General features: G+C 67.3%; 20 protein-coding genes and 1 riboswitch. Of the genes, 11 read left to right on the top strand and 9 right to left on the bottom strand.

The window, feature by feature from the left end; genetic code table 11:
• Positions 1 to 116 precede the first annotated feature (116 nt).
• Complete coding sequence (locus tag LK996_RS12660) at positions 117 to 2,393, top strand: DUF5916 domain-containing protein (protein WP_230527721.1); 2,277 nt, start codon at positions 117 to 119, stop codon at positions 2,391 to 2,393.
• Here LK996_RS12660 and LK996_RS12655 read toward each other — a convergent pair.
• The 6 genes from LK996_RS12655 to fusA form a co-directional block, all read right to left on the bottom strand.
• Positions 2,375 to 3,094: a hypothetical protein gene (locus LK996_RS12655; RefSeq protein WP_230527720.1), complete on the bottom strand. Its 720-nt coding sequence runs from the start codon at positions 3,092 to 3,094 to the stop codon at positions 2,375 to 2,377. The two genes, LK996_RS12660 and LK996_RS12655, sit on opposite strands and share 19 nt — an antisense overlap.
• Positions 3,091 to 3,798, bottom strand: coding sequence for a hypothetical protein (locus LK996_RS12650; protein ID WP_230527719.1), 708 nt, complete (start codon positions 3,796 to 3,798; stop codon positions 3,091 to 3,093). Before LK996_RS12650 ends, LK996_RS12655 begins: the two co-directional genes overlap by 4 nt.
• Before the next feature lie 31 nt (positions 3,799 to 3,829).
• A complete protein-coding gene (locus LK996_RS12645; protein ID WP_230527718.1) occupies positions 3,830 to 4,381 on the bottom strand; it encodes a DUF1439 domain-containing protein in 552 nt (183 codons plus the stop codon).
• Positions 4,382 to 4,439: 58 nt separating this feature from the next.
• Positions 4,440 to 4,817, bottom strand: coding sequence for a thioredoxin family protein (locus LK996_RS12640; RefSeq protein WP_230527717.1), 378 nt, complete (start codon positions 4,815 to 4,817; stop codon positions 4,440 to 4,442).
• A 138-nt stretch (positions 4,818 to 4,955) separates the two neighbouring features.
• On the bottom strand, positions 4,956 to 5,336 hold the full coding sequence (locus tag LK996_RS12635) for an HU family DNA-binding protein (protein ID WP_230527716.1): 381 nt from the start codon (positions 5,334 to 5,336) through the stop codon (positions 4,956 to 4,958).
• Between the two features lie 156 nt (positions 5,337 to 5,492).
• Entirely contained in the window at positions 5,493 to 7,565 is a 2,073-nt protein-coding gene (gene fusA, locus LK996_RS12630) for an elongation factor G (protein ID WP_230527715.1), read from the bottom strand.
• 252 nt (positions 7,566 to 7,817) lie between these two features.
• Here fusA and LK996_RS12625 point away from each other — a divergent pair, with 252 nt between their 5' ends.
• The 3 genes from LK996_RS12625 to LK996_RS12615 all read left to right on the top strand — a co-directional run bounded on the left by LK996_RS12625 (position 7,818) and on the right by LK996_RS12615 (position 10,831).
• Positions 7,818 to 8,255 carry an OsmC family protein gene (locus tag LK996_RS12625; protein WP_230527714.1) on the top strand — a complete coding sequence of 146 codons (438 nt, stop codon included), beginning with the start codon at positions 7,818 to 7,820 and terminating at the stop codon, positions 8,253 to 8,255.
• Positions 8,256 to 8,436: 181 nt separating this feature from the next.
• A complete protein-coding gene (locus LK996_RS12620) occupies positions 8,437 to 9,138 on the top strand; it encodes a glycine zipper 2TM domain-containing protein (RefSeq protein WP_230527713.1) in 702 nt (233 codons plus the stop codon).
• A 184-nt stretch (positions 9,139 to 9,322) separates the two neighbouring features.
• On the top strand, positions 9,323 to 10,831 hold the full coding sequence (locus LK996_RS12615) for an SGNH/GDSL hydrolase family protein (RefSeq protein WP_230527712.1): 1,509 nt from the start codon (positions 9,323 to 9,325) through the stop codon (positions 10,829 to 10,831).
• 36 nt (positions 10,832 to 10,867) lie between these two features.
• On the opposite strand, the gene LK996_RS12610 is transcribed toward LK996_RS12615, so the two are convergent.
• Positions 10,868 to 11,746 carry a PhzF family phenazine biosynthesis protein gene (locus LK996_RS12610; protein WP_230527711.1) on the bottom strand — a complete coding sequence of 293 codons (879 nt, stop codon included), beginning with the start codon at positions 11,744 to 11,746 and terminating at the stop codon, positions 10,868 to 10,870.
• A 92-nt stretch (positions 11,747 to 11,838) separates the two neighbouring features.
• Between LK996_RS12610 and LK996_RS12605 the strand changes: the two genes are divergently transcribed.
• The 4 genes from LK996_RS12605 (at position 11,839) to LK996_RS12590 (ending at position 18,120) form a co-directional block, all read left to right on the top strand.
• Positions 11,839 to 14,418, top strand: a complete 2,580-nt coding sequence (locus LK996_RS12605) for a bifunctional aspartate kinase/diaminopimelate decarboxylase (RefSeq protein ID WP_425493783.1) — start codon at positions 11,839 to 11,841, stop codon at positions 14,416 to 14,418.
• Entirely contained in the window at positions 14,415 to 15,776 is a 1,362-nt protein-coding gene (gene murL / locus LK996_RS12600) for a UDP-N-acetyl-alpha-D-muramoyl-L-alanyl-L-glutamate epimerase (protein WP_230527709.1), read from the top strand. The genes LK996_RS12605 and murL overlap by 4 nt, the downstream gene beginning before the upstream one ends.
• Positions 15,757 to 17,169 carry a UDP-N-acetylmuramoyl-L-alanine--D-glutamate ligase gene (murD, locus tag LK996_RS12595; RefSeq protein ID WP_230527708.1) on the top strand — a complete coding sequence of 471 codons (1,413 nt, stop codon included), beginning with the start codon at positions 15,757 to 15,759 and terminating at the stop codon, positions 17,167 to 17,169. Before murL ends, murD begins: the two co-directional genes overlap by 20 nt.
• Before the next feature lie 171 nt (positions 17,170 to 17,340).
• Positions 17,341 to 18,120: a dienelactone hydrolase family protein gene (locus LK996_RS12590; protein ID WP_230527707.1), complete on the top strand. Its 780-nt coding sequence runs from the start codon at positions 17,341 to 17,343 to the stop codon at positions 18,118 to 18,120.
• Between the two features lie 75 nt (positions 18,121 to 18,195).
• Here LK996_RS12590 and LK996_RS12585 read toward each other — a convergent pair whose 3' ends face one another.
• Positions 18,196 to 19,191: a polyprenyl synthetase family protein gene (locus tag LK996_RS12585; protein WP_230527706.1), complete on the bottom strand. Its 996-nt coding sequence runs from the start codon at positions 19,189 to 19,191 to the stop codon at positions 18,196 to 18,198.
• Between the two features lie 130 nt (positions 19,192 to 19,321).
• Positions 19,322 to 19,413, top strand: a riboswitch (glycine riboswitch).
• Positions 19,414 to 19,571: 158 nt separating this feature from the next.
• Here LK996_RS12585 and gcvP point away from each other — a divergent pair.
• The gene (gcvP, locus tag LK996_RS12580) at positions 19,572 to 22,427 is read left to right on the top strand and encodes an aminomethyl-transferring glycine dehydrogenase (RefSeq protein WP_230527705.1); all 2,856 of its coding nucleotides are present in this window, start codon (positions 19,572 to 19,574) and stop codon (positions 22,425 to 22,427) included.
• 153 nt (positions 22,428 to 22,580) lie between these two features.
• Complete coding sequence (locus tag LK996_RS12575) at positions 22,581 to 22,907, top strand: PilZ domain-containing protein (RefSeq protein ID WP_230527704.1); 327 nt, start codon at positions 22,581 to 22,583, stop codon at positions 22,905 to 22,907.
• Between the two features lie 51 nt (positions 22,908 to 22,958).
• Here the strand turns inward: LK996_RS12575 and LK996_RS12570 are convergent, their stop codons facing one another.
• Positions 22,959 to 23,579, bottom strand: coding sequence for a response regulator transcription factor (locus LK996_RS12570; protein WP_230527703.1), 621 nt, complete (start codon positions 23,577 to 23,579; stop codon positions 22,959 to 22,961).
• A gap of 432 nt (positions 23,580 to 24,011) precedes the next feature.
• Here LK996_RS12570 and ssb point away from each other — a divergent pair, with 432 nt between their 5' ends.
• Positions 24,012 to 24,509, top strand: a complete 498-nt coding sequence (gene ssb, locus LK996_RS12565; RefSeq protein WP_230527702.1) for a single-stranded DNA-binding protein — start codon at positions 24,012 to 24,014, stop codon at positions 24,507 to 24,509.
• The last annotated feature ends 75 nt before the right edge of the window (positions 24,510 to 24,584 follow it).

Here is a 24,584-nt window from a genome sequence, read left to right as displayed (position 1 = left end):
GCCCCGGATAGGAAAAAGGTTTGCATGACTGACGGGAGTCGGCACCCGACTCCCCGGTGAATAGGCTGCGCGCATCTTCCTTGCAAAGCCGGGGCCAGTTATCCATGCGCAGCCGCATGTCAATTGCGACGCTGTCCTTCGCCATCCTGCTCGCGCTTTCCGGCCAGGCGCGGGCTGAAATCACCGTCGACGGCAAGATCGACCCCGCCGAATGGCAGGGCGCGCAGCACGTCACCGATTTCCGCATCACCCAACCGCTCACCGGCGCGCCGGCCTCGCAGCCGACGGAAGCCTGGATCCTCGCGACGCCCGAAGGCCTCGCCATCGCGTTCAAGAACGTGCAACCCGCGAACGTCGAACGCACGCGCCAGGTGATCCGCCGCGACGAGCAGGCGCAGGTCGACCGCAACAACCTGATGATCGACTTCGGCGACGGCAACACCGGCTACAACTTCATGGTGACCTCGACCGACGGCATCAACGATGCGGTGATCACCAACGAGAACCGCTTCTCGACCGACTGGGACGGCAACTGGAAGCACGCGGCGAGCGAAGACGCCGAAGCGTGGTACGTCGAGATGCTGATCCCCTGGTACATCGCCCCGATGGCGAAGGGCAGGGACGGCAAGCGCACGTTCCGCATCTACCTCGACCGCGTCATCGGCAGCACCGGCGAACGCAGCGCGTGGCCGCAGGCGAGCTTCGAGCGCCCGCGCTTCCTCTCCGACTTCACGCCGATCGAAGTACCGGTCTACAACCAGTCGCTGGTTGCGATCACGCCGTACGTGTCCGGCCTGTACGACAACGTCAACGGCAACGGCTCGTTCGACACCGGCGCCGACATCCTGTGGAAGCCGAACGGCCAGTTCCAGCTGACCGCAACGATCAACCCGGACTTCGGCCAGGTCGAGAGCGACGACATCGTCGTCAACTTCAGTGCGAACGAAACCTTCTTCAGCGACAAGCGCCCGTTCTTCACCGAGAACCAGGGCCCGTTCGAATTCACCACGCCGTCCGACTTCAGCCAGCTCGTCTACACACGCCGCGTCGGCGGCCCGGCCGACGACAACAGCGGTCCCGGCGACATCACCGCGGCGATCAAGGCCAACGGCAGCTTCGGCAAGACCAAGTACGGCGTGCTGCTCGCCGACGAAGCGGACGACGTGGGCCGCACGTTCACCGCGTTCCGCCTGAGCCACGACTACGAGAAGCAGAGCGTGGGCATGATGCTCACGGAAGTGGATCGTCCGTTCTTCGATCGCACCGCGCGCGTGTTCGGCGTCGACCAGAACTGGCGCCCGAACGAAAAGCTGAGCATCCAGAACCGCCTCATCTTCAGCGACATCGACGAAGGCGCCGACGCGAACGATCCGATCGGCAACAACCTGAGCGACAGCAAGACCGGCGACGGCTTCACCACCATCATCGATTACGAGATGGACCACGGCTGGCGCCAGCAGCTGCTCGGCATGCATTTCAGCGGCGACCTGGAGATCAACGACTTCGGTTTCCTGTCGCGCCCGAACCTCAACTACGGCCACTACCAGGTGATGAAGCGCATCACCGACCTGCCGAAGGATTCGAAGTACTCGTCGAAGGATTGGCGCGCGCGCATCAGCGCGACGTACAACGACTCGGGCCTCAACCTGTCGGAACAGTTCCGGCTCAGCCGCCAGGACCAGTTGAAGAACGGCGGCAGCGCGTACGCGCAGATCAACGTCAACACCTTCGGTTACGACGATCGCGTGCTGCGCGGCAACGGGTTCGTCAAGATCCCGTCGAACTTCAACGCCTTCATCGAGCGCTCGCGTCCGCGCAAGGGCGACTGGGAGTTCTACGGCAACTTCGGCGTCTCCAACTACGGCGTCGGCGACGACAGCGAGAACGGCGATCGCAAGCTGGGCTGGAACACGCAGTTCCAGCCGACGTACTACATCAACGATTCCTTCAGCCTCTACACGATCCTCTACGCCGAACGCACGCCGCAGTGGACGCTGTGGGAGGGCGGCAACTTGCTGGGCACGTTCGACGAGCACGCGCAGCAGCTCGACTTCGGCGTCAACTGGAACATCGGCAACCAGCACGAGATCCGGGTGAAGATGCAGGCGCTCGGCCTCGACGCGACGTTGCGCCAGGCCTGGCGCGTACAGGACGACGGCACGCCGCTCCCCAGCGATGATGCGATCGACGACTTCAGCCTGAGCAACCTCGGTTTCCAGGTGCGCTATCGCTGGGAATACAAGCCGCTGTCCTACCTCTACGTCGTCTACGGCCGCGGCGGCGACTTGTTCAACGAGTTCTCCGAAGGCTCGCGCGATGCGCTGCGCGACAGCTTCGACATCCGCGATTCGGAACAGCTGGTGGTGAAGTTCACCTACCGGTTCGAGCTCTGAGGGAACGAGAGCGTGAGCTCGCCGACGACGATGTCGGTGGCGAGCGCGGGGACGTCGTCGCTCGAGAATGTCGTGTCGCCGAGCGGCAACGCCGCGTCCTCGGGCAACCCCGGGCGCGGCGCGAGGCGGAAGCCACCCTGCGGCGCCATCGCGTTGTTCGGTTCGAGCTTGCCGCCGCGATAGCCGGCGACCGCGCCGCCGTAATCCCAACCGAAGCCGCTGAATTCGATCGGCCCGCCGTTGTGCGCGACGAGTTCGGCGAGCGTGGTGCCCATGCGGATGCCGTCGCCGATCGCCCACGTCGATTCGGGATCGGTGATGCGGACGAGCGCGAGGCCTTCGAGCTTGGTTGCGTCGGCGAAGTAGAGCGTCGCACGTCGCGTCGGATCGTCGGGGAAGAGTACGACGCCGCGTTCGACTTCGCCCTCCGCGCCGGGGACATCCTGTTCGCGCACGTTGGAAGCGCCGAAGCGATCGCGCAACGTGGCGAAGGATTCGCCTCCGCGGAACGCCTCGTAGAGCACGCGAGTGTCGGCGGTGGGTTTGTCGTGCGCGGGCGCGTTGACGTCGGAAGACGCGACGGTTGAAGGCGCCGCGATGCTTGCGTCGTTCGCGACGTCGACACCCTCTGCAGGTGCCTGCGTGCGCGAGCACGCGACGCACATCGCCATCATCGTTGCGATCGCGAGGGCGCGCCTCACTGCGTCAACTCCCGAAGATCCGCCGAGGCGATGCGCCATTCGCGCTGGTCGGGCGTCGCGCCGTCGACCACCGAACGCCGCATCGTGTACTGACCGACGAAGCGCCGCACGCGGCCGTCGCGCGACCTGGATTCCACCGCGACCGGCACTTCGACGAAGCGCGATCCGACCGCGCCTTCGACGCGTGCAGGCACGTCGACGGTGACGAGGACACTCGCCGTGTCCGCGAACCCTGCGGCGAATTGTTCCGGCGTCTGCCCGCTCGCGCGTCCTCCATCGCTCCACAACGCATAAGCGGTCGCGAAATCCTGCGATTGGATCGCGTCGTAGTAACGCTGGATCGCGGTCGCTGCATCGGCGGAGGTCGGCTCGTTGTCCGCGCTCGCGGTGTCGCTCGTGTCGGCATCGGGAGTGCCGTCGCCGTCGGCGTCGTCGAGCACGATGTCGTCGATCGCAATCGCATCGTCGACGCTCGCGTTCGACGCGAGTTGTTGTCCGGGACCCGGCTTGTCGGGCATGCCGGTGACCGAGCCGCGCGCGCCTTCGGGCGTCGGCAGCGGATCCATCGCGGTGCCGTCGGCGCGGCGCGCGACGCGGTCCGCATCGTCGCCGCCGCATCCACCGATCGCGAGCACGCCCGCCAATGCGACTGCGACGGCGAGGCAGGCGAAACAGCGACGAAGCGAAACGACGGGCAGGCGCATCACGGGATCCAGGCACTCACGGGAGTGGAAATCATTGGTCGAGGTGGAGGGTCACGACGCCGTCGCCGATCGTGGTCTCCCCGATGCGTCGCCCGGCCATGCGCCCCCAGACATTATCGTCGAGACGGTACACCGGTTCCTCCCGCGCGTAATCGGCGAGCCAGGTGTTGACCGCGGCGCGCGCCGTGGTGTTCATCGCACCGCCCATCGCGGGCACGTCGACGCCCACGAGTTCCGGGTCGGCCAGGTGTAGCCCGCGCGTTTGCGGATCGAAGCGCAGGCCGCTCTGCAGCGCGAAATGGCCCGCGGGCGAAGCGCTGTCCATGCCCATGCCGCCGATGCCGAGGTCGAAATCCAGCTGGAGGCGTCCGCTGCCTTCGGGAATGCTCAGGCGCGGATGCATGACGCGCAGCGTCACCAGTCCGCCGAGCTTCTCGTAATCGCGCGGGAACCGCCGGTCCAGGTACGACTGCAGTTGCGGCGTGGTGAACGTCACTTCGTTGCCGACCAGCGCCTGCAACGTGGTGCAGGCGGCGAGCAGCGAGGCGAACGCGATCAGGCAGGCGAGGGCGATGCGGCGCATGCGGTGTCCCGGAAGTTGGATCGCAGGCGAGCGTGCGCCAGCGTATGTGAACCGGCGATCAGCCGGGAGGCGTTTGCGAACGCAGCCGTTCGATCGCCTCGACGAAAGGTCCCGTGCCCGGCCACGGCGTGATGCGCCCGAGCTTGTGCGCGCCGCGGAACACCAGGAAGGTCGGGATGCCGTGCAACCCGAAGCGCGTGCCCATGCGCGGATCTGCGTAAACGTTGTCGTGCAGCCAATCGACGTCGGGCCATGCGAATGCGTCGGGCGTCGCCATCATCTGGCGCTTGGCGATGTCGCAGTTCGGACAGTCGCGGCCCCACAGGAACAGGATGCGCAATCGACCGTCGTCGGCCAGCACGTGGTCGAGATCGCCCGCATGCACGCGGTGCATCGGGAAGTGGTGGAAGAACTCCGGAACGGAAGTGTCGTCCATGCGCGCAAGGTAACAGCGAAAACAGGGGTCAGAGCCCTATTTCGAAAATAGGGCTCTGACCCCTGTTTTCGCTGTTTTCGCGGCGCATAAAAAAACGCCCGGTTTCCCGGGCGTTTTCCTTCGAAGCTGGCGGGCGCCTCAGGCGGCCGCGTCCTTGAGCTTCTTCAGCGGACGCACCTTCACCTTGACGGTGGCCGGCTTGGCGGCGAACCACTGCTCTTCCTTGGTGAACGGGTTGATGCCCTTGCGCTTGGGCTTGGCCGGAACGTTGACGACGGTGATCTTCAGCAGGCCCGGCAGGGTGAACGCACCCGCGCCCTTCTTGTTGACCGAGCCGTGCACGGCGCCTTCCAGCGCGGACATCACGGCGCGCACGTCGCGCGGCGCAACGCCGGACTGCTCGGAGATGTGCGCAACCAGGCCCGACTTGCCCAGCGCTTCCTTGATCGGCTTCGGCGCGGCCGACTTGGCTGCGGACTTCGGAGCGGCCTTCTTCGATGCGGCTTTCTTCTTCGCCATATGTGTCCTGATGACTCGTGTAGTGAGTTGATGGAATGCCTGGTTGTCCCCCTCGGCAGGCGGAATGTAGGGCATGCCCGCGTCGTCGCCAAGCCCCGGAGGCCGGTTTTTTAGGGTTTTTTTCGATCCCCGGACGAGCGGACCGACGTTGGCCGCTCAATCCTCTTCGATTCTTGGCTTCCAGGCTTCCACCAGGCGCGTCTGCACCTGCGGCGGCACGGGCTCGTAATGGCTGAAATCCAGCGCGTATCGCCCGCGCCCCGCGGTCACCGATTTGAGCTCCGCTGCGTAGCCTTCCAGCTCCGAGAGCGGGACCTGCGCGCGGACCACGATCTCGCCGCCACGCAGCGAATCGGTGCCGCTGATGCGCGCGCGCTTGGCCGACAGGCCGCCGCTGATGTCGCCCATGTGCTGTTCGGGCGCGGCGACTTCCAGGTCGACGATCGGTTCGAGCACCTGCGGGCGCGCCTTCGCGATCGCATCGAGGAAGGCCTTCTTGCCCGCGGCGACGAACGCGACTTCCTTGCTGTCGACGCTGTGGTGCTTGCCGTCGTACACGATCACGCGCACGTCCTGCAGCGGGTAACCGGCGACCGCACCGGCGCCGAGCACCTGGCGCACGCCTTTCTCCACCGCCGGCATGAATTGCCCGGGGATGGTGCCGCCCTTCACTTCGTCGACGAATTCGAAACCCGAACCGCGCGGCATGGGTTCGATGCGCAGGAACACTTCGCCGAACTGGCCCGCGCCGCCGGTCTGCTTCTTGTGGCGATGGTGGCCTTCGGCCTTCGAGCTGACCGTCTCGCGATAGGCGATGCGTGGCGGGCGCGTTTTGACTTCGACGCCGTGCTTGTCCTTGAGGCGCTGCAACATCACGCGCAGGTGCAGGTCGGACAAACCGCGCACGACGGTTTCGTTGAGCTCGGGATGATGCTCGACCGCGAACGCCGGATCTTCTTCCGCGAGCTTGTGCAGCGCGGTCGAGAGTTTCTGTTCCTGGCCCTTGTGCGCCGACTCCACCGCGAGGCCGAACATCGGTCGCGGGAATTCCGCAGGCGCGAGGTGGATCTGGTCCTCGTCGTGCGAATCGTGCAGCACCGCATCGAAGTGCAGGTCGTCGATCTTCGCCACCGCCGCGATGTCGCCCGGCACCGCCTGCGCGATCTCGACGTGGTCCTTGCCCTTGAGCTTGAACAGGTGCGCGACCTTGAACGGCTTCTTGCCGTCGTCGATGAACAACTGCGAATCCTTCTTCACCGTGCCCTGGTAGACACGGAAGATCCCGAGCTTGCCGACGAAGGGATCGTTGATGATCTTGAACACGTCGGCGATGACGTGCGCCGATGGATCGGGCTGCGCGGCGATCGCTTCCGCGTCGTCGCCGCTGCCCTTCACGAAACTCGGCGGATTGCCTTCGCCGGGATGCGGAAACAGGCGCCCCGCGATCTTCAGCAGATCGTCGACGCCGGTGCCGCTGCGCGTGCTGACGAAGCACACGGGCACGAGGTGTCCTTCGCGCAGGCATTGTTCGAAGGCGTTGTGCAACTCCTCGCCGGACAGGCCTTCCTCGCCGAGGTCGAGGTAACGATCCATCACGGTCTCGTTCACTTCGACGACCTGGTCGATGATCTTCTGGTGCCAGTCGGCGACTGCACCGAGATCCGAATCGCCGGCCGCGACCTTGCCCGAATAACCGAAGCAATCCACGACGCGCTGGCCGTTGTCGGCCGGCAGGTTGAGCGGGAGGACTTCCGGGCCGAAGGCTTCGCGCAGCGATTCGAGCAGTCGCGCGTTGTCGGCGTCGGCGTGGTCGATCTTGTTGACGACGATCGCGCGGCAGAGGTTGCGCGCCTTCGCGTACTCCATCATGCGGCGCGTGCCGTATTCGATGCCGCTGCCGGCGTCGACGACGATCGCGACGGTTTCCACCGCGGCGAGCGACGACAGCGTGGGGCCGCGGAAATCCGGATACCCGGGCGTGTCGACGAGGTTGACGTGGACGGGCGCGCCGTCGGTGGTGGTGTCGAGGCTTGCGATCGCGGCGTCGATGGAGTGGCCGCGTTCCTTTTCGATCGGGTCGAAATCGGAGACCGTCGAGCCGCGCTCGATGCTGCCTGCCGTCTGGATCGCGCCGCCGGCATGCAGCAGGGCTTCGAAGAGCATTGTTTTGCCGGCGCCTGGGTGGCCTGCAAGAGCCACGTTGCGGATGTTTTCTGTCGAGTAGGACATGAGGCCGTCTCTCCCGTGAAGGGTGGAAGGAGGCCGTCATGGCTGTCCGCGGCGATGCGAGACGAACCGGAAGCGTAGCCGACCAAGCTGTTCGCTCGGGGCGGGCCGTCATGGCGGGAACCGGCGTCGCCGCCGGAAGGCAAATCTCCCGCAGCAGCGGTGACGGGTCAAGCATGGGCGTACAAGCGGCGCCCACGGGGGCGGGAGTAGGCTGTCGATCCTCCACACGACCCCGACAGGGAGAGCAACGCCATGGCTTCGATCACCCGCCACGCCAGCGCGCATTGGGAAGGCGACCTCAAGACCGGCCAGGGCCGGCTCGACACGCCGCAGAGCGGCCTGCTCGCCGGGACCCGGTATGGCTTCAACACGCGCTTCGGCGGCGAGAAGGGCACGAACCCGGAAGAGCTGATCGCCGCCGCGCACGCCGGCTGCTTCACGATGGCCCTGTCGGCCAAGCTGACCGAAGCCGGGCACCCGCCGCAGTCGATCGACACCAAGGCCGACGTCGAACTCGGCATGGAAGGCGGCCCGACCATCTGCGAGATCCGCCTGGTCACGAAGGCGCGCGTCGAAGGCATCGACGCGAAGACGTTCCGCGCGCTCGCCGACGACGCGAAGCAGAACTGCCCGGTGTCCAAGGCGCTCAGCGCCGTGCCGATCTCGCTCGACGCCGAGTTGCTCGCGTGACCTGCCGCACTGCACAACGCTGACGCGTTGCACAACGCGCGCCGTCGCATCGCTGTCGGCGCGCTAAACGCTTCAGGTGCAAGCGGGGTGCAAGCGTTTCCACCCCGATTCGATTCAGGGTGCATTGCCCGCATCGGGCCGACGATCCCCTCGCGCCATTCCGGCGCAGGGAGTCGAAGCCATGAAGCGCCTGTCCGCCACCATGCTTGCATTGGGCCTGGTCGCCGCCGCCGGTACGGCGTCGGCGCAGACCTACGGTGGTTATTCCAACGGGGGTTACAACAACAACGGTGGTTACACCGACACCAACGCGATCTACGGCTACGCGCGCGTCCTGCGCGTCGATCCGGTGATCGACTCCCGTTACCGCAACAACGGTTACAACAACACGTACGCCAGCAACGGCCAGCGTTGCTACGAATCCACCGGTCGCTACGCGACCAACGGCTATTCGAATGGCGCGTACCCCAACGATCCGTATTACCCGCAGCAGGGCAACTACGGCACCAACACGGGCCGCAATGTCGCGACCATCGTCGGCGGCATCGCCGGCGCGGTGCTCGGCAGCAAGGTCGGCGGCGGCACCGGCACGTATGCCGCGACCGCGATCGGTTCGATGGTGGGCGGCCTCGCCGGTCGCCAGATCTACGAGAGTTCGCAGCGCCGCCGCGTCGAGAACAACACGGTCACCGTGTGCGACGACAGCTACGGCAACAACAACGGTTACGCGAACAACGGCTACGACAACTACAACACGTCGAACGACGACCGCGTCGTCGGCTACGACGTGACCTACGAATACGGCGGGCGCCAGTTCCACACCCGCACCAACTATCACCCGGGCGACCGTATCCGGGTGCGCGTGGACGTGCGTCCGGAGTAATCGATGCACGCTTGAAGGGAAGGGGTCGCGGATTGCGGCCCCTTTTTTTTGCCTGTTGCGAAGGGCCGCATGCGATTGCGGCCCTTTCGTTACGGACGATGCGCGTTTCGACTGGAGACCGCGACGCGCGGTGCGGCTTGATGACATCGACACCACACGTGCGCGAATGCGCCAGGGAGTTCCGATGTCACGCATGCTTCGCAAGTCGTTCCTCGCGCTCGCATTGAGCCTCGCGGCTGCGTCGCCGGCGCACGCCAATTGGTTCTGGTGGGCGCCCGTCGCCACGCCCGACCTGATCGTCTTCGGCGACAGCCTCAGCGACGGCGGCGCCGGTGTTGCGCTGGCGGACGCGCTCTGCCGCGAGCCGGCAATCGGAGCGCTGGCCTGCGGCAAGCGCCGCGATTCGGTCAGGCTCGGCGCGCCGTATTACGAAGGGCGCAGTTTTTCGGACGGCCCGGTCGCCGTCGACGTGCTGGCGCGTTTGTACGGGAAGACCCTGACGCCCGGCTACCGCAATCCCCTCATGCCGAGTGTCAGCCGCGTCGGCCAGAACTATGCGATCGCCGGCGCGCACGCGCACGGCAGCGGCTTCGGGGACATGGTCTCCCTCAACGGGCAGATCGGCGCCTACGCGCACCATTACAAGATCGCCAATCCCAACACGATCCACGTCATCCTGATCGGCGGCAACGATCTCATCGCCGCGATCCCGCACAACGACAAGGCCGCCGTGACGCGCGCGGTCGATGCCATCCAGTCCGGCGTCGAAAAGCTCGCAGCGATGGGCGCCAAACGCATCCTCGTCTACAAGCTGCTGCCGATGCACGATGTGCCGCGCTTCGCCGCGCAGCCCGCGCTGAAGGCGAACGCCGCGGCGCTGACGGCGCAGTTCAACGCGGGCATCGATGCACTGCGTACGCCCCCGGGTGGCGTGACCCTGATGCGCTTCGACATGTCGCCGATGTGGAGCGTGGTGAAGCAGCAGACCTGGTGGCTGCGCAAGGACTACAAGAACGCGTGCGCGACGGGCACGGGCGACGTGCTTGCGCACGTGAAGGCGAGTCCGGACGCCAACGTCGTGATTTCCGCGCCCTGGTTGCCCACGTGCGCGCCCGGCAACCGCGACCACCGCGCGTTCTTCGACGACTTGCACCCGAGCGGTTACCTGCACCAGATGCTCGGGCAGGCGAGCTACGACTTCGTGTACGAATCGCTCAACGGCGGCCAGTGCGCGGTGCATTCGTGGGGCAACGACACCTGGCCCGCACGCGGACAACCGGCGGTGCGGCGTGGGCTGCTCGGCAGCGTCCATCGCTACGACAATCCGTACAACCGGCAGCGCGAATACTTCCGCCTCGTCAACACCGGCGGCGACGGTGCGTACTGGTATTACCCGATCGAGAAGCGCGACAACCATTACTGGGAATACATCGGCACGACGCCGCCGAAGCACTGCGGCACCGCGTTCCGCGCGGCGATGAACCTGTGGGATGCGCGCCTGCCTTCCGGCGGCGTCGCGACCGGCGACTTCACGCGCGCCAAGCGCGGCGATCGCTTCGTGTACGTCAACCCGTACATCAACCAGGTCGAGTACTTCACCTTCCTCGACCCCAACAACAACGGCGCGTTCTGGTACTTCCCGATCGACGGCGTCAGCAACAATCGTTGGTGGGCGCGCACGAAGTTCGACTGACGCGATTCGCGTCGCGGCCCTGGCGGCGAAGCGCCGTCAGGGCCAGTCGATCTTCCCGTCGACGACCGTGCACACGCGGCCGCCGGACCACACTTCGCCGTCGGTATCGACATCGAGTTCGATGATCGCGTCGTGGCCGACTTCGCGGCCCTGGCTGATGCGGTAGAAGCCGCCGGTGCCGGGCAACGCATCCTGCGAGGCGAGCCATGCGGCGAGCGTCGCGTTCGCCGCACCCGATGCCGCATCCTCGAATTGCGCGGGCGCGCCGACCCACGCGCGCACCGCGAGGTAGTAGACCGGATCTTCGCTGCGCGCATAGACGCACACGCCCATCGTGTCGGTCGCCTGCGCGAGCTTGCCGATCGCCTGCCAGTCGGGTTCGGCCGCGCGCAGTTGGCCTTCGCTGGCGAGTTCGACCAGCCACCAGCGGCGGCCGCCTTCCACCAGCGCCGGCGGCAACGCGCCGAGCGGGAGGCCGGCGAGCGAGGGCACCAGGCGCGGGTCTTCCGGCGAGGCGATCTCGACCACGCGCGAGCGCGGCGTGCGCACCGCGATCGTGCGTTCGCGTCCGCTTCCCGATACGCGCAGGGGGAGCTGGCCGGCGATGCCGTCCTGCACAAGCAAGCCGTCGACCGGCTCGGCCAGGCCCGCCGCCAAAGCGACGTGCGCCGAGCCGACGCTCGGATGACCGGCGAAGGGGACTTCGCGCCGCGGCGAGAAGATGCGCAGGCGATAGCTGGTTCGGGGGGTGTTCGGGGGGAGCAGGAAGGTCGTCTCGGGGAGCCTCGTCCAACGCGCGATGGCCTGCATCGCCGCGTCGTCCAGGCCTTCGGCGTCGAGCACGACCGCCAGCGGATTGCCGGCCCCGGGCCGGTCCGCGAAGACATCCACCTGCATGTAACGGCGCAAGGCCATGGGCAATACCCTAGAATCACGCGCTCATTTGGAGAACACGCGCGCGAGCCGCGCATTCTACGGCGCAATCGGGGAACAAGGTGTCGCAACCTGTGCGGTGGGTGGTTTTGAAGTTCGGCGGCACCTCGGTGTCGCGGCGCAATCGCTGGGACACGATCGGTCGCCTCGCCGCCGAACGCGCGCGCGACGAAGGCGTCCGCGTGCTCGTGGTCGTCTCGGCGCTGTCGGGTGTGACCAACGAGTTGCAGGCGATCGCGTATTCCGCGGCCGGCGAAGATTTCGAACCGCACATCGATGCGCTGATCGATCGCCACCGCGCGTTCTGCAAGGAACTCGACCTCGACGCCGACGCCGTGCTCGCCGAGCGCTTCGCCGCGTTGCGCGCCCTGGAAACCGATCCGCGCGCCGCGACGCGCGACCTCGCGTGGCAAGCCGAAGTCCTCGCGCAAGGCGAACTCCTGTCGTCGACGCTGGGCTGCGCCTACCTGCGCACGCAGGGCCGCGACATGGGCTGGTGCGACGCGCGCGACTGGCTCGACGCGGTGTCGCTGCCGAACGCGAGCGCGTGGGCGCAGCGGCTCTCCGTCAATTGCCGTTGCGAACCCGACGCGGCGTTGCAGGAACGCTTCGACGCGCAACCGACGCAACTGCTGGTGACGCAGGGCTTCATCGCGCGTCACGCCGACGGCGGCACCGCGATCCTCGGTCGCGGCGGCTCCGATACGTCGGCCGCGTATTTCGGCGCGTTGCTCGGCGCGCGCCGCGTGGAAATCTGGACCGACGTGCCCGGCATGTTCAGCGCGAATCCGCGCGACGTGCCCGACGCGCGCCTGCTCACGCGCCTGGACTATGCCGAAGCGCAGGAAATCGCGACCACCGGTGCGAAGGTGCTGCATCCGCGTTCGATCGCGCCGTGCCGCGACGGCGGCGTGCCGATCACGATCCTCGACACCGAACGCCCCGATCTTCCGGGTACGCGCATCGACGCGAGCGCCGCGACGGTCCCCGGCGTCAAGGCGATCAGCCGACGCAACGGCATCGTGCTGGTGTCGATGGAAAGCATCGGCATGTGGCAGCAGGTCGGCTTCCTCGCCGATGTGTTCGAACGCTTCAAGCGCAACGGCCTGTCGGTCGACCTGATCGGTTCGTCGGAAACCAACGTCACCGTGTCGCTCGATCCGAGCGAGAACCTGGTGACGACGAACGTGCTCGAAACGCTGTCGGCCGATCTGGCCGAGGTGTGCCGCGTGAAGGTCATCGCGCCGTGCGCGGCGATCACGCTGGTCGGCCGCGGCATGCGTTCGCTGCTGCACAAGCTGTCGGACGTGTGGGCGACGTTCGGCAAGGAACGCGTGCACCTGATTTCGCAGTCGTCGAACGACCTCAACCTCACCTTCGTCGTCGACGAAGCCGATGCCGACGGCATGATCGCGCAGCTGCACGCCGAACTGATCCGCGGCGGCGCGATGCCGGTGCAGGACACCAGCGTGTTCGGCCCGAGCTGGCGCGAGATCGCGCACGGCAAGCCGGCGCCGCGCGTGTCGTGGTGGGCGGGCAAGCGCGACGCGTTGCTCGCGATCGCAGCCGAAGGTACGCCGCGTTACCTCTACGATCTGTCGATCGTGCGCGACCGCGCGCGCGATCTCGCTTCGGTCGACGCGATCGACCGCCGCTACTACGCGATCAAGGCCAACCCGCATCCGTCGATCCTGCGCACGGTGGTGGAGGAGGGCTTCGGCCTGGAGTGCGTGTCGATCGGCGAACTCGAACACGTGTTCAAGCACGTGCCGTCGCTGTCGCCCGAGCGCGTGCTGTTCACGCCGAGCTTCGCCCCGCGTCGCGAATACGAAGCGGCGTTCGCGAAGGGCGTGACGGTGACGCTCGACAACGTCGAAGCGCTGCATCGCTGGCCCGGCGTGTTCCGCGGCCGCGCGATCTGGCTGCGCCTGGACGTCGGTTACGGCGGCGGCCACCACGCGAAGGTCAACACCGGCGGCGTCGCGGCGAAGTTCGGCCTGTCGCTGCAGCGCTTCGACGAATTCGTCGAGCACGCGCGCAAGCTCGACGTGCGCATTATCGGCCTGCACGCACACATGGGCAGCGGCATCGACGATCCGCAGCACTGGCGCCTGGTGTACGCCGAACTCGCGGCGCTGGCCGACAGCATCGGCACGATCGAAACCATCGACATCGGCGGCGGCTTGCCCGTCGCGTACACGCCGGACGCGGAAACCTTCGATCTCGCCGCGTGGCGTACGGGACTCGAGGAAATCCGCGCCGCGTATCCGCGCTTCAAGCTCGCGGTCGAACCGGGCCGCTTCATGGTCGCCGAGAGCGGCGTGCTGTTGCTGCAGGTCACGCAGGTCGTCGAGAAGGACGGCGTGAACCGCGTCGGTTGCGATGCGGGCATGAACGCGCTGGCGCGCCCGGCGATGTACGAGGCCTACCACGGCATCCACAACCTGTCGCGGCTTTCGGATGCGGAGGCGATGGAGTTCGACGTCGTCGGCCCCATCTGCGAAAGCGGCGACGTGCTCGGCCACGGCCGCCTGTTGCCGGCGTCGACCGCGGAAGGCGACGTGATCCTCGTCGCCGACGCGGGCGCGTACGGCATGGCGATGGCGAGCACCTACAACCTGCGGGCCCTGCCGGCAGAGGAAACGATCGAATGACCGGCTGGACTTTCTCGCGCGACGCGATCCGCGCATTCCGCTTCGTGCGCAACGACTTCGATGCGAACACCGGCGTCGCGCGCCTGGTGTACGCGTTCGACGACGGCCCCGAGCTCGTCGAAACCATCACGCTGCCCGGTGCGCCGTTCCGCCTCGAAGGCGCGCGCGCCGACGCGGCGCGACGCGCGCTGCGCCTGCTGCACCTGCTCGCGGGCGTGAGCTATTACAAGGCGGCGGTGCCCGCGGACATCCGCATCGAAGGCGAACCGATCGACCAGGCGACGGCGTCGATGCTGGAGTCGTTCTATCTGAACGGCCTCGGCGAGTTCGCGTATCGCAACGGGCTGCACCTGCACGAACGCATCCGCTTCCCGCACGATGCACGGCCGTCTGCCGCGGCGCCTGCGCTGGGCTTGCCCGAGCACGCGCTCGTCGCCATCGGCGGCGGCAAGGATTCGCTCGTGTCGATCGAAGCGCTGCGCAACGCGGGCGTCGAACAGACCGTCACGTGGATCGGCGGCTCGCAGCTGATCAGGGCCTGCGCCGAACGCACCGGCCTGCCGACGCTCAACATCGGTCGCGCGCTCGCGCCGGAGTTGTTCGAATTCAATCGCCAGGGCGCGTTGAACGGCCACATCCCGGTCACCGGCGTGAATTCGGCGATCATGCTGTTCGCCGCGATCGTGCTCGGCGCGAACCAGGTGGTGTTCTCCAACGAGCGTTCGGCGAGCTACGGTTCGCTGATCCCCGGCACGGGCGAAGTGAACCATCAGTGGTCGAAGGGCTGGGCGTGGGAACAGGCGCTCGCCGACTTCGTGCACTCGCACGTCGCTTCCGGCCTGCATTACTACTCGTTGCTGCGTCCGATGAGCGAGCTCGCGGTCGCGCGCCAGTTCGCGAAGACCGATCGTTACGACGCGCACTTCTCCAGCTGCAATCGCAACTTCCACCTGCTCGGCGAACGTCCCGCGAATCGCTGGTGCGGCGTGTGCCCGAAGTGCCACTTCGTGTTCCTCGCGCTCGCGCCGTTCATGCCGAAGCCGCGCCTGGTCGGCATCTTCGGCCGCAACCTGCTCGACGATCCGCAGCAGACGGCCGGCTACGACGCGCTGCTCGAATACCAGGACCACAAACCGTTCGAATGCGTCGGCGAAGGCCGCGAGTCGCGCGCCGCGATGGCGGCGCTCGCCGCACGTCCCGAGTGGCGCGAGGATGCGCTGGTGGAACGCTTCGCGCGCGAGATCCGGCCGCAGCTCGACGTGCACGAACTCGACATCGCATCGCTGATGGTGCTCGACGACGAGCACCGCATCCCGGCGTCGCTGTGGGACAGGCTGCGTGCGAATTTTGCGTCTTGACGGCAAGCGGGTGGCCCTCTGGGGCTGGGGCCGCGAAGGTCGCGCGGCGTATCGCGCATTGCGCGCGCGGTTGCCGGCGTTGCCGCTGACGTTGTTCTGCAACGCGCAGGAGGCGGAAGAAGCGGCATCGCTCGGTGATGCTTTGCTCGCGACTGCGACGCAGATCGATGCGGATGCGTTGTCGGCGTTCGATGTCGTGGTGAAGTCGCCCGGCATCAGCCCGTATCGCGCCGAGGCCATCGCTGCCGCATCGCGCGGCACGCGTTTCGTCGGCGGCACCGCGTTGTGGTTCGGCGAACACGCGGCCCACGGCCACGGCCGCACGCTCTGCGTCACCGGCACCAAGGGCAAGAGCACGACGACCGCATTGCTCGCGCACCTGTTGCGCGCCGGCGGCCATCGCACGGCGCTCGCCGGCAACATCGGCATGCCGATGCTCGAACTGCTGGACGCCGATGCGTCCGCCACGCAGGCGCCCGCGTACTGGGCAGTCGAACTGTCGAGCTACCAGACCGGAGATGTCGCCGACAGCGGTGCGCGCCCCGACATCGCCGTCGCGCTCAACGTGTTCCCCGAACACCTGGACTGGCACGGCGGCGAAGCGCGTTACGTCGCCGACAAGCTGCGCCTGTTGCACGATGCGAAGCCGCGCGTCGCCGTACTCAACGCTGCCGATCCGACGCTCGCCGCGTTGCGCCTCGACGACGAGACGCACGTGCGCTGGTTCAACCGCGACGACGGCTGGCACCTGCGCGATGATGATTTGTATCGCGGCGAGACGTTCGTGCTCGACACCTCGTCGCTGCCGCTGCCCGGGCGGCATAACCGCGGCAACCTGTGCGCGGTGCTCACCGCGATCGAAGCGCTCGGCCTCGACGCCGCCGTGCTCGCGCCGCACGCCGCGACGTTCCGTCCGCTGCCGCACCGGTTGCAGACGCTCGGCACGCGCGATGGCGTCGCGTACGTCAACGATTCGATCAGCACCACGCCGCACGCGAGCCTCGCCGCGCTCGCGTGTTTCGCCGACCGCCGCGTCGCGTTGATCGCGGGCGGACACGATCGCGGCATCGACTGGTCCGACTTTGCCGAGGCGATGCGCACGCGCGCGCCCGCGGCCATCGTCACCGTCGGCCAGAACGGGCCGAAGATCCACGCGTTGCTCGCGCCGATCGCGGAACGCACGGGATTCGCGCTGCACGCGGCCGACGACCTCGAACACGCCATGCGCCTCGCGCGCGAAGCGCTCGCGGGCGAGGGCGTCGTGCTGTTGTCGCCGGGCGCGCCGAGCTTCGGCGTCTACAAGGATTACGTTGCGCGGGGACGCCACTTCGCCACCCTCGCGGGATTCGACCCCGAGGCGATCAGCGCGATTCCGGGGTTGGGGATCGCCTGATCAAAACAGGGGTCAAGCAAAACAGGGGTCAGAGCACCATTTCGAACTAAATGGTGCTCTGACCCCTGTTTTGCTCCTGACCCCCGTTTCACGCAAGCCGCACGGCTCCGGCGTAGGCTCGCGGCGCAAACGGGTTCGCTCGTCACCGTCCACCGACACAGGGAGATCGTCATGCGTCGTTCGATGTTCGGTTTGTTGCTGTTCGCGCTGGGGCTGTCGGCCGCGCACGCGGAGATGCAGGTCAGGCCGGTGGAATGGAAGGTCGGCGACGACGCCTTCAGCGGTTATCTCGTTTACGACGACACGAACGCCATCAAGCGCCCGGGCGTGGTGATGGTGCCGGACTGGAAGGGCATCAGCGATTCGGCCATCACGAAGGCGAAGCACATCGCCGGCGACGATTACGTCGTGTTGCTCGCCGATGTGTACGGCAAGGACGTGCGGCCGAAGAACGACGAAGAGTCGATGGCGATCGTCAAGAAGCTGTACGGCGATCGCACGGTGTTGCGCGCGCGCGTCAACAAGGCGGTCGACGTATTGCGCGCGGCGAAGGACGTGCCCCTCGATGCGAAGCACATCGGCGCGATCGGCTACTGCTTCGGCGGCGCGACGGTGCTGGAACTCGCGCGCAGCGGCGCGGACGTCGATGCGGTCGCGACCTTCCACGGCGGATTGGACACGACGATGCCGGCCAAGCCCGGCACGGTGAAGGCGAGCGTCCTCGTGCTCAACGGCGCCGACGACCAGGGCACGAAAGAAGACATCCCCGCGTTCGAGAACGAGATGAACGCGGCGAAGGTGGACTGGCAGTTCGTGAACTTCAGCGGCGCGGTGCATTGCTTCGCGCTGCCCGATGCGAACAAGCCGCCGGGTTGCATGTACAACGAACTGGCGATGCGCCGGTCCGAGCGGATGATGCGGACGTTCTTCGCCGAGAAGTTCGCGAACTGACCGGAGCAAAAAAGGGGAGCAAAAAAGGGGTCAGAGCACTTTTTTCCTTGAAAAAAGTGCTCTGACCCCTTTTTTTCAGCGGTCGCGCGTGACGGAGTAGCGCGCCAGGCCGGTCAACGCATCCAGCGCTTCGTTCGACGCCAGTCCGTCGAGCGCCGCTTCCGCGGCATCCGCGAATTCCATCGCGCGCTGTCGCGAATACTCCAGCCCGCCTGTCGCGTGGATCGCCGCGACCACCGCGGGCATCGCGTCGACGTCGCCGTGTTCGATTGCGTTGCGCAGCGTGGCCTGCGTCGCCGCATCGCTGTGCGCGATCGCGTGGATCAGCGGAAGCGTAGCCTTGCCTTCGGCGAGGTCGTCGCCGAGGTTCTTGCCCAGCGCATCGGCGTCGGCCGCGTAGTCGAGGACGTCGTCCGCGATCTGGAACGCATAGCCGAGTTGCAGGCCGTATTCGTGCATCGCATCGCAGGTCTTCGCATCGGCGCCCGCGAGTAGCGCGCCCAGGCGCGTGGCTGCGGCGAACAGCACCGCGGTCTTGCGTTCGATCACGCGCAGATAGGCCGTTTCGTCGGTGTCCGGGTTGCGCACGTGCAGCAACTGCAGCACCTCGCCTTCGGCGATCTGGTTGGTCGTGTCGGCGAGGATGCGCATGACTTCCATGCGATCGAGTTCGACCATCAATTGGAAGCTGCGCGAATACAGGAAGTCGCCGACGAGCACGCTGGCCGCGTTGCCCCACACGGCGTTGGCCGTGCGACGGCCGCGGCGCAGGTCGGATTCGTCGACGACGTCGTCGTGCAGCAGGGTCGCCGTGTGGATGAACTCGACGACCGCGGCGAGCTGGTGCGCATCCGGGCCGCGATGACCGAGCGCGCGCGCGGCCAGCAACAGCAGCATCGGTCGCAGGCGCTTGCCGCCGGCGCCGATGATGTATTCGCTCACCTGGTTGATGAGCACCACGTCCGACGAGAGCCGCCGCCGGATCAACGCATCGACGGCCGCCATGTCCTCCTGCGCCAGGGCCTGGATCGTGGGCAGGTCGGGGAGGGCGCGTTCGGGGGCGGCGTTCACGTCGGGCGGGGCCAGCGGCTGCGGAAGCGGGCCGCAATTATAGGCAGGCGCGCGCAGCGACCGGCCGTGCGGGCGGCTGGTTTGCCGCCGTACCCGGGGGCATGGGACAATCCGCCCGCTTTGATGCAGTACCTGTCGCGTGGGAGAGACCGGCAAAGGATGGCCGGCGCCGAAGGAGCAACCGCCCCGGAAACTCTCAGGCAAAAGGACCTCGCGACAGCCACAATCTGAAAAGTGACCGGCGGTGTACCGCCGCGCGTCCGGAGTTCCTCCCCCATCCGACGCGCGCGACGGCAAGCGCACCGCACCGGCCCGCCGAAGGAGTAACGCTCTCAGGCGAATAGACAGATGGGGCGCCCTCTTTCCCTAGGCGCGCCCGCATGTCCACCAAGCTCGACACCCGCAACGAATTCATCGCGCGCCATATCGGCCCGCGCGAGGCCGACACCAAGGCCATGCTCGATGTCCTCGGCTACGCGTCGCTCGACGCACTGACCGACAGCGTCGTTCCCGCCAGCATCCGCGGCACCAGCGTGCTCCCCGCCGGTGACGGCGCGGGCGAAGCCGAAGCGCTCGCCGAACTGCGCGCGATCGCCGGCCGCAACACCGTCCTGCGTTCGTTCATCGGCCAGGGCTACTACAACACGCACACGCCCGCGCCGATCCTGCGCAACCTGCTCGAGAACCCCGCGTGGTACACGGCGTACACGCCGTACCAGCCGGAGATCTCGCAGGGGCGCCTGGAAGCGCTGCTCAACTTCCAGACGCTGATCTCCGACCTCACGGGCATGGAGATCGCCAACGCGTCGCTGCTCGACGAAGGCACCGCCGTCGCCGAAGCGATGACGTTCTGCAAGCGCCTGTCGAAGAACAAGGGCGCGAACGCCTTCTTCGTGTCGCAGCACTGCCATCCGCAGACGATCGACGTCGTGCGCACGCGCGCCGAGCCGCTCGGTTTCGACGTGGTGGTCGGCGACGAGTTCGCGCTCGACGATGCGTCGAAGTTCTTCGGCGCCGCGCTGCAGTACCCGGCGACGAACGGCGACGTGCACGACCTCAAGGCCGTCGTCGACAAGTTCCATGCGGCAGGCGCGCTCGTCGCGGTCGCCGCCGACCTGCTCGCGCTGACGCTGCTCCAGGCCCCGGCCGAATTCGGCGCCGACCTTGCGATCGGCAGCGCGCAGCGCTTCGGCGTTCCGTTGGGCTTCGGTGGTCCGCACGCGGCTTACTTCGCGACCAAGGATGCGTACAAGCGCGACATGCCGGGCCGCGTGGTCGGCGTGTCGATCGATCGTCACGGCAAGCCGGCGTATCGCCTCGCGATGCAGACGCGCGAGCAGCACATCCGCCGCGAGAAGGCGACCTCGAACATCTGCACCGCGCAGGTGCTGCTCGCCAACATCGCGAGCATGTACGCCGTCTACCACGGCCCCGAAGGCCTGAAGGCGATCGCCGAACGCACGCACGCGATGACGGCGATCCTCGTCGCGGGCCTGGCGCAGCTCGGCGTCGCGGCGGAGCAGAAGACCTTCTTCGACACCATCACGCTCGCCACCGGCGCGCGCACCGCGGCCCTGCACGACAAGGCGCGCGCCGCCGGTTTCAACCTGCGCGAGATCGACGCCGCGCGCGTCGGCATCTCGCTCGACGAAACCACCACGCGCGCCGACGTCGAAGGGCTGTGGTCGGTGTTCGCCGGCGAAGGCGCGGCGATCCCGTCGTTCGACGCGCTGTCGAACACCGACGCGACGCTGCCCAAGGCGCTGCGCCGCACGTCGAAGTTCCTCGACCACGCCGTGTTCAAGCGCTATCGCTCGGAAACCGAGCTGATGCGCTACCTGCGTCGCCTGGCCGACTACGACCTCGCGCTCGATCGCACGATGATCCCGCTGGGTTCGTGCACGATGAAGCTCAACGCGACGAGCGAGATGATCCCGGTGACGTGGCCGGAGTTCGGTGCGCTGCATCCGTTCGTCCCCGCCGACCAGGCGCAGGGCTATGCGGCGATGACGCAGGACCTCGAGCGCATGCTGTGCGAAGCGACGGGTTACGACGCGGTCTCGCTGCAGCCGAACGCCGGTTCGCAGGGCGAATACGCGGGCCTGCTCGCCATCCGCGCGTACCACGCCAGCCGCGGCGAAGGACATCGCGACGTCTGCCTGATCCCGTCGTCGGCGCACGGCACCAATCCCGCGACGGCGAACATGGCCGGCATGCGCGTGGTGGTCACCGCGTGCGATGCGCGCGGCAACGTCGACCTCGACGACCTGCGCGCGAAGGCCGCGCAGCACGCCGACAAGCTCGCGGCGATCATGATCACGTATCCCTCGACGCACGGCGTGTTCGAGGAAGGCGTGCGCGAAATCACCGACATCGTGCATGGCCACGGCGGCCAGGTGTACATCGACGGCGCCAACATGAACGCGATGGTGGGCCTGTGCGCGCCGGGCCGGTTCGGCGGCGACGTGTCGCACCTCAACCTGCACAAGACGTTCTGCATCCCGCACGGCGGCGGCGGCCCGGGCGTCGGCCCGATCGGCGTCAAGGCGCACCTTGCGCCGTTCCTGCCGGGCCATCGCGTCGCGCTCGACCGCAAGGAAGGCGCGGTGTCGGCCGCGCCGTACGGCAGCGCGAGCATCCTGCCGATCACGTGGATGTACATCCGCATGATGGGCGGCACGGGCCTGCGTCGCGCGTCGCAGCTGGCGATCCTCAACGCCAACTACATCGCGCGCCGCCTCGAAGAGCATTACCCCGTGCTGTATGCCGGCCACGAGGGCCTCGTCGCGCACGAATGCATCCTCGACCTGCGCCCGCTCAAGGACAGCAGCGGCATCAGCGTCGAAGACGTCGCCAAGCGCCTGATCGACTACGGCTTCCATGCGCCGACGATGTCGTTCCCGGTCGCCGGCACGCTGATGATCGAGCCGACCGAGAGCGAGTCGAAGGAAGAACTCGACCGCTTCTGCGACGCGATGGTCGCGATCCGCGAAGAGATCCGCGCGGTCGAGGACGGCCGCCTGGACCGCGACGACAACCCGCTGCGCAACGCGCCGCACACCGCGCGCGAACTCGCGGGCGACTGGACGCATCCGTACTCGCGCGAGCAGGCGGTGTATCCGCTCGCATCGCTGATCGCCGGCAAGTACTGGCCGCCGGTGGGCCGCGTCGACAACGTGTACGGCGACCGCAACCTGGTCTGCTCGTGCCCGCCGCTCGAGGCCTACGCCGAGTGATTTCGACGGCCGTCGTTGTGCACTGCGCAACGACGGCCCCTCGCGACCACCGTCCTTCTGCCGAAGCCCGCCGCTGGTCAGCGGACGGGCCATAAAGTCTTGCGCTTGCGGCCGCTCACGTCGGCCTCCCACGACCCGCGTTAGCATCCATTCATGGATACCGCCGCCATCGCCGTCGAGAAGCGCAAGCACGTCCGCCACAACGTCCTCTGCGCGGTGCTCGTCGCGCCGAATGGACACTCCCACGAGGGGTACATCCTCGACTTGTCCGAGGGGGGCGCGCGGGTCGACCTGGTGCCGGGCTGGACGCCCACCAACGGGACGCAACTGCGCATGTTCTTCGACGTGCCCGACAGCGATGCCATCACCCTGCACACGCAGGTGGCGTGGGTGGCGATCGATCACATGGGGTTGCAGTTCGACCCGGCGCAGGAAGCCGAGATCGAACGCCTGCTGGATGCCGCGGGCGCGGTGCACTGAGCGCGCACCGCGCGTTCTGATCGACGCGTCGCGTCGACGCCTTTACTACGATTACGCAGAGTCCGTTTCGCGCGCGAGCTCGATCAGGTCGCGGATGTTGCGTGCGCCGAGCTTGCGCATGATCTTCATCTTGTACGCGCTGACGGTCTTGTTGCTCAGGCGCATGTGCTCGCCGATGTCGCGGTTCGACTGGCCGGCGACGAGGCAGCGGAAGACCTCGAACTCGCGTTCGGTCAGGCGCGTGACCGGACGGCCGTCGGTCTGGCCGTCGCCGGCGAGCATCAGCAGTTCCTGGTTGAAGTAGGACTTGCCGCGTGCGACCACCAGCGCGGCCATCGCGATTTCGCTGAGCGCATCGGTCTTGTGCACGAAGCCGTTGGCGCCGGCGCGCAGCGCACGCAGGCCGCTTTCATGGGCCTCGCCGCCGGACACCACGAGGATGCCGACGCCCGAACCGCCGGCGCGCAGGCGCGAGATCACTTCCACGCCCCCGAGGACCGGGACGCCGAGGTCGATGATCAGCAGGTCGGGCTGCAGCGTGCGTACCGCCGACAACGCGGCGCCGCCGTTGTCGTGCACGGCGACGACCTCGAACGTTTCGTTGTTCTCCAGCAGGTCTTTCAATGCAGCCGCGACCATGGGGTGGTCGTCGACGATGATCACTCGGTACATGGATCGGGCCCCGGTGTGGACGAAGTGGCGAGCGCGCCCTCGGTTGCGTGCGATTCGATTCTAGGCACGCGGCAGGCGCGACCGGCCTTGCCGGACGCAGGTCTGCACCAAGAGGCAAGCGAGCCGTGCAGGCCGGCATCGCAAGAGGGCGGATTAGAAGGCAAGCACGCGGCGTCAGGAATGCGGAGCCGCGAACTTTCGCGGTGTTTAGACGTTTCGTGACCGCATCCGCGCCGATTCGTCGATTGGCGCGGTGCGTCGGTTCAAGATCCACCGGCGGTCCGGCCGGGCCGGCCCGCGACCGGTGGTGAACGGGTCCGTGATTCCGTCGATCCCGTCGGCAAGCGGACGCGTCCGCCACTGGTACCATGTGACCCTGGCCGGCGGTCCCGCACCGCCGCGACCCAACCCGAATTCGAGGACACGCACTCCATGGCACGTGGCATCAACAAGGTGATCCTGGTCGGCAATCTCGGCGACGACCCCGAGACCAAGTACACCCAGGGCGGCATGGCCGTGACCTCCGCCAGCCTCGCGACGACCTCCGTGCGCAAGGACCGCGAAGGCAACAGCCAGGAACGCACCGAGTGGCACCGCCTGAAGTTCTTCGGGAAGGTCGCCGAGATCGCCGGCGAGTACCTGCGCAAGGGTTCGCAGGTCTACGTCGAAGGCTCGATCCGCTACGACGAGTTCACCGGGCAGGACGGCCAGAAGCGTTACTACACCGACATCATCGTCGACCAGATGCAGATGCTCGGCGGTCGCGGTGACGGCGGTGGTGGTGGCAGTCGCGGCGAACGCGGCGGCGATCGTCCGCAGCGTTCGGCGCCGCCGCAGCGCCAGCCGCAGGAATCCGCGCCGCGTCGCGATACCGCACCGGCTTCGCGCGATTTCGGCGACGACTTCGCGGACGACGACATCCCGTTCTGATCGACCAGCGCCCGCGGCCTACGCCGCGGGCGCTTTCATTCGCGCGACCCGGGAGAGGGGTCGTTCCGATCGCCG

Source organism: Noviluteimonas lactosilytica (genome assembly GCF_020866925.1).
GTDB lineage: Bacteria > Pseudomonadota > Gammaproteobacteria > Xanthomonadales > Xanthomonadaceae > Noviluteimonas > Noviluteimonas lactosilytica.
The sequence above is the reverse complement of the archived record's forward strand: the minus strand, read 5'-3'. Positions and strand labels throughout refer to the sequence as shown.

Bases quoted from the DNA above. Each gene is read 5' to 3' on its own strand.
- LK996_RS12660 (WP_230527721.1), top strand. From the start codon at position 117: ATGTCAATTGCGACGCTGTCCTTCGCCATCCTGCTCGCGCTTTCCGGC.
- LK996_RS12650 (WP_230527719.1), bottom strand. From the start codon at position 3,798: ATGCGCCTGCCCGTCGTTTCGCTTCGTCGCTGTTTCGCCTGCCTCGCC.
- LK996_RS12645 (WP_230527718.1), bottom strand. From the start codon at position 4,381: ATGCGCCGCATCGCCCTCGCCTGCCTGATCGCGTTCGCCTCGCTGCTC.
- LK996_RS12640 (WP_230527717.1), bottom strand. From the start codon at position 4,817: ATGGACGACACTTCCGTTCCGGAGTTCTTCCACCACTTCCCGATGCAC.
- LK996_RS12635 (WP_230527716.1), bottom strand. From the start codon at position 5,336: ATGGCGAAGAAGAAAGCCGCATCGAAGAAGGCCGCTCCGAAGTCCGCA.
- fusA (WP_230527715.1), bottom strand. From the start codon at position 7,565: ATGTCCTACTCGACAGAAAACATCCGCAACGTGGCTCTTGCAGGCCAC.
- LK996_RS12625 (WP_230527714.1), top strand. From the start codon at position 7,818: ATGGCTTCGATCACCCGCCACGCCAGCGCGCATTGGGAAGGCGACCTC.
- LK996_RS12620 (WP_230527713.1), top strand. From the start codon at position 8,437: ATGAAGCGCCTGTCCGCCACCATGCTTGCATTGGGCCTGGTCGCCGCC.
- LK996_RS12615 (WP_230527712.1), top strand. From the start codon at position 9,323: ATGTCACGCATGCTTCGCAAGTCGTTCCTCGCGCTCGCATTGAGCCTC.
- LK996_RS12610 (WP_230527711.1), bottom strand. From the start codon at position 11,746: ATGGCCTTGCGCCGTTACATGCAGGTGGATGTCTTCGCGGACCGGCCC.
- murL (WP_230527709.1), top strand. From the start codon at position 14,415: ATGACCGGCTGGACTTTCTCGCGCGACGCGATCCGCGCATTCCGCTTC.
- LK996_RS12590 (WP_230527707.1), top strand. From the start codon at position 17,341: ATGCGTCGTTCGATGTTCGGTTTGTTGCTGTTCGCGCTGGGGCTGTCG.
- gcvP (WP_230527705.1), top strand. From the start codon at position 19,572: ATGTCCACCAAGCTCGACACCCGCAACGAATTCATCGCGCGCCATATC.
- LK996_RS12575 (WP_230527704.1), top strand. From the start codon at position 22,581: ATGGATACCGCCGCCATCGCCGTCGAGAAGCGCAAGCACGTCCGCCAC.
- LK996_RS12570 (WP_230527703.1), bottom strand. From the start codon at position 23,579: ATGTACCGAGTGATCATCGTCGACGACCACCCCATGGTCGCGGCTGCA.
- ssb (WP_230527702.1), top strand. From the start codon at position 24,012: ATGGCACGTGGCATCAACAAGGTGATCCTGGTCGGCAATCTCGGCGAC.